This is a genomic window from Verrucomicrobiota bacterium, assembly GCA_039192515.1.
In the GTDB taxonomy this organism is placed as follows: Bacteria; Verrucomicrobiota; Verrucomicrobiia; order Methylacidiphilales; family JBCCWR01; genus JBCCWR01.
Map to the genome: position 1 here is coordinate 1 of JBCCXA010000076.1, position 4546 is coordinate 4546.

Annotated in this window: 4 protein-coding genes; all 4 read left to right on the plus strand. The window is 41.9% G+C overall.

The window, feature by feature from the left end:
* Positions 1 to 789, plus strand: a 789-nt coding sequence (locus AAGA18_15785) for an enoyl-CoA hydratase-related protein (protein ID MEM9446802.1), incomplete at its 5' end; no start/stop codon positions are given.
* Between the two features lie 45 nt (positions 790 to 834).
* Positions 835 to 1188, plus strand: a complete 354-nt coding sequence (locus AAGA18_15790; protein MEM9446803.1) for a four helix bundle protein — start codon at positions 835 to 837, stop codon at positions 1186 to 1188.
* A 41-nt stretch (positions 1189 to 1229) separates the two neighbouring features.
* Positions 1230 to 2405 carry an acetyl-CoA C-acyltransferase gene (locus AAGA18_15795; protein MEM9446804.1) on the plus strand — a complete coding sequence of 392 codons (1176 nt, stop codon included), beginning with the start codon at positions 1230 to 1232 and terminating at the stop codon, positions 2403 to 2405.
* 118 nt (positions 2406 to 2523) lie between these two features.
* A complete protein-coding gene (locus AAGA18_15800; protein ID MEM9446805.1) occupies positions 2524 to 4326 on the plus strand; it encodes an acyl-CoA dehydrogenase family protein in 1803 nt (600 codons plus the stop codon).
* Positions 4327 to 4546 lie beyond the last annotated feature (220 nt).

Sequence of the window (4546 nt, forward strand, 5' to 3'; positions counted from 1 at the left end):
CAATTCTCAGCCGGGGCAAACCTTGGAATGGTTTTCATGTATGCCATTGAACAGGAATTTGATGAGGTTGACTTTATGATCCGTCATTTCCAAAATACAATGATGCGAGTGCGATATTCCAGCGTTCCTGTGGTGGTTGCGCCTCATGGTCTTACGCTGGGAGGTGGTTGTGAAATGACGCTACATGCAGATAAAGTTCAGGCCGCCGCTGAGACCTACATTGGATTGGTTGAAGTTGGCGTTGGCTTACTTCCAGGAGGAGGGGGCACTAAAGAGCTAACCAAAAGAGTTTCTGATGCAGTAGAAACCGGCGATGTGGAGCTGAATGCACTGCAAAATGCTTTCATGAATATAGCTACAGCAAAAGTAGCCACTTCTACTCAAGAAGCTATTGATATGCACATTATCCGAGAGCAAGACAGTATAACCATTAACCGTGATCGTCAGATTGCAGATGCAAAAGCGGCAGTCATTGAACTAGCAGAAGCCGGGTATACCAAACCTATTCAGGCTACTAATATTAAGGTACATGGGAAAACGGGAATGGCATTATTCATGGCAGGTGTCAATGGCATGCGTATGGGAAATTATATTTCTGATCATGATGTTAAGATAGCCCATAAGATAGCTTATGTGATGTGCGGTGGGGATTTATCCTATTCACAGCATGTTTCTGAACAATACCTGCTTGATTTAGAAAGAGAGGCATTTCTTTCTCTAACAGGTGAAAAGAAAACACTGGAACGTATACAATCGATTTTAACAGGTGGGAAACCTTTAAGAAATTAATGAATAGTAGTAAGTAAAAAGTCTAAAGTTATTAGTGGGTATATTATGAATAACTATAAAGATCTTAAAGTATGGCAGAAGTCTGTTGATCTTGTTGTTAAGATTTATGAGGCTACTCAATCTTTTCCAAAGGAGGAAGTTTACGGCCTAACCTCGCAAATAAGAAGAAGTGCGGTTTCAATTCCATCAAACATAGCAGAGGGCTCCGGAAGAAATTTAAAGAAAGAGTTTAATCAATTTTTGGGGATATCTCATGGCTCGTCTTATGAACTGGATACACAACTAACTATAGCGCCAAGAGTAGGGTTCTTGGATAAAGATGCGTTTAGAAGTCTTCAAGACGATCTGATTGAGGTACAGAAAATGAATTATGGCCTCAAAAGTTCACCTGCTACTTAGGACTTACTAAAGACTTACTACTAAACACTAAACACAAAAAAATGAATGCATATATAGTAAAAGGATACAGAACAGCAGTAGGTAAGGCCAATCGGGGAGGGTTCCGTTTCACAAGGCCTGATGATTTAGCGGTAGATGTTATAAAATATCTCGTAGCCTCTGTGGATGGATTAGATGCGACAAGAGTTGATGATCTCATTGTTGGCAATGCTGTGCAAGAAGCCGAACAGGGAATGCAAATGGGAAGGATGATCTCCTTAATGTCTCTACCCCTTGAAGTCCCTGGAATGGTTATTAACAGGTATTGTGGATCGGGATTAGAAGCTATTAACATTGCAGCGGCGAGAATTCATGCCGGTATGGCCGATTGCATAATCGCAGGGGGAACGGAGTCAATGTCCCTAGTACCTGTGATGGGTTATAAAACTGCTCTCAATTATGAGATTGCAAGCAAAACTCCGGACTATTACACCAGTATGGGTCTAACTGCAGAGCAGGTAGCTAAAGAATTCAAAGTCTCCCGTGCAGATCAGGATGAATTTTCTTACAACTCGCATATGAAAGCTGCCTCTGCCCTGAAAGAAGAAAAGTTCAAGGACCAAATTGTACCTATTACAGTCAAAGAGACCTACATTGATGAAGGCATGAAAAAGCAAACCAAGGAGTATATTGTGGATACAGACGAGGGGGTACGGGCAAGTACGACTATTGAAGCATTAGCTAAACTTAAGCCTGTTTTTGCAATGGGAGGTTCGGTAACTGCCGGAAACTCAAGCCAAACGTCTGATGGTGCGGCTTTTGTAATGGTGATGTCGGAAAAAATGGTAAATGAGTTGAATCTCAAGCCCATTGCCCGAATGATGAGTTATGTGGCTGCTGGAGTTGAACCACGAATTATGGGTATTGGTCCTGTGGCTGCAGTGCCTAAAGCGCTAGACAAAGCCGGACTAAAGTTGGATGATATTGACCAAATTGAACTTAATGAGGCATTTGCTGCTCAATCCCTGGCTGTTATTCGTGAGTTGGATATCAATCAGGAAAAGCTCAATCCAAATGGTGGAGCCATTGCATTGGGTCATCCATTAGGTTGCTCTGGCGCAAAACTTTCCATCCAGCTATTTGACGAGATGCGAAGAAGAAACCAAAAGTACGGTATGGTGACGGCCTGTGTTGGTGGTGGTCAAGGTGTGGCTGGTGTTTATGAATTCTTAAACTAGTCTTGAGTGCAGAGTCTTGAGCCCTGAGTATTTCTGTGTCAAGTTATAAAAATTATAAAGTGTGAATGTTGTCTGTAAGTACTCAGGACTTACGACTCAATACTAAATATCAAGAAATATGAGTACAATAGTAGAAGAAAAAAAAGCGATTAAAGGTGGAGAGTTTCTAATTAAAGAAACTGATGCCCAGGATGTTTTTATTCCCGAAGAGTGGAGTGAAGAGCAGCGTATGATAGCTCAAACCTGTCAAGACTTTATTGAACAGGAGATAAATCCAAAGCTGGATGAAATTGATTCTATGCAGAATCCTGAGCTTATGCCATCTCTCCTAGATAAATCCGGAGACCTTGGCTTGTTAGGTACTAGTGTTCCCGAAGCGTATGAAGGCTTTGGTATGAATTTTAATACTTCCATGCTGGTAGCAGAAGTATTTGGTGGTGCGCATTCGTTCGCTGTTGCTATCTCTGCACATACAGGCATCGGAACATTGCCCATTCTTTACTATGGAAATGAAGATCAGAAGAAAAAGTATCTACCTAAGCTAGCTACAGGCGAGTGGAAGGCTGCCTATTGTTTAACGGAGCCAGATTCAGGTTCTGATGCTAATTCTGGCAAAACGAAAGCCGTATTGACCGAAGATGGCAAGCACTATGTCATTAATGGTCAAAAGATGTGGATAACTAACGGTGGTTTTGCCGATGTTTTTATCGTGTTTGCTAAGATTGATGATGATAAAAACCTATCGGCATTTATAGTCGAGAAAGAATACGGTGGCATCACCATGAATGAGGAAGAGAAAAAGATGGGAATAAAGGGCTCATCTACCCGTCAGATCTTCTTTAATGACTGTAAGGTACCTGCAGAAAACCTTCTTTCTGATCGTGAAAATGGATTCAAAATCGCAGTAAATATCCTTAACATTGGTAGAATTAAACTGGGTGTTGCTGCGGTAGGAGGTTCTAAAAGAATAATTAGTACCGCTGTTAATTATGCTAATGAGCGCAAGCAGTTTGGCACATCAATTTCAACCTTCGGAGCCATCAAGAATAAAATAGCGAGGATGGTCACAATGACTTATGCTTCCGAATCGGCTCATTACAGAGCGGGTCAAAATATTGATGATGCGTATGATGCATTGATCGCAGGTGGAATGGATGAGGCGACGGCCAAATTAAAATCGGTAGAAGAATTTGCGATAGAGTGTGCTATACTTAAGGTTCATGGCTCTGAAGTACTTGACTTCTGCGCTGACGAGGGCGTACAGATCTATGGCGGAATGGGGTTCTCTGCTGAAGGTCCAATGGACAGAGCTTACAGAGATGCCCGTATCAACAGAATTTTTGAAGGCACAAACGAAATTAACCGCATGCTCTGTATCGATATGTTATTGAAAAGAGCAATGAAAGGAAGCATCGACCTTATGTCTCCTGCCATGGCAGTCCAAAAAGAGCTTATGTCTATTCCCGATTTTGGCGCCGGTGATGGAGATGAATTGTTTGCCAAGGAGAAGAAAGCTTTGGTGAACCTTAAGAAGGCCGGTCTGATGGTTGCCGGTGCGGCTGTTCAGAAGTACATGCAGAAGCTTGGCGAAGAGCAAGAGATCTTAATGAATCTGGCCGATATGCTTATTGAGGGATATGTGGCTGAGTCGACACTTTTGAGGGTGGAAAAACTTGTGCGCCAGCAAGGTGAAAGCGCTTTAGGCGTTGAAATAGACATGATGCGCGTATATCTGCATGAAGCTATTGAAAAAGCTGCTTCTGCAGGCAGAGAAGCGATCAACTCTTTTGCCGAGGGTGATGAGCAACGTATGATGTTAATGGGCTTGAAGAGGTTCACTAAGGTAGAGCCAATGAATCTTAAAGATGCAAGAAGACGTATAGCTGACCACGTAATAGCTAAAAACGAATATCCATTTTAGTATCAACTTAAACAAAATGGTGAAGAAGTCTCGACATTTGTTGAGGCTTTTTTTAATTTTTTTAATTGCGTGGAATCCTTATTTCCTGTTTTCGACACCTGTATTGAGTTACAGGTTAAAATAGTCATTTATAGGTTTTAGGAGTTGATTTTAGGTTGACTTTGGGTGTCCCAGGTCAACTTTTAGGCTTAGTTTCGGTGGATGTTCGTACGCAAGAAGC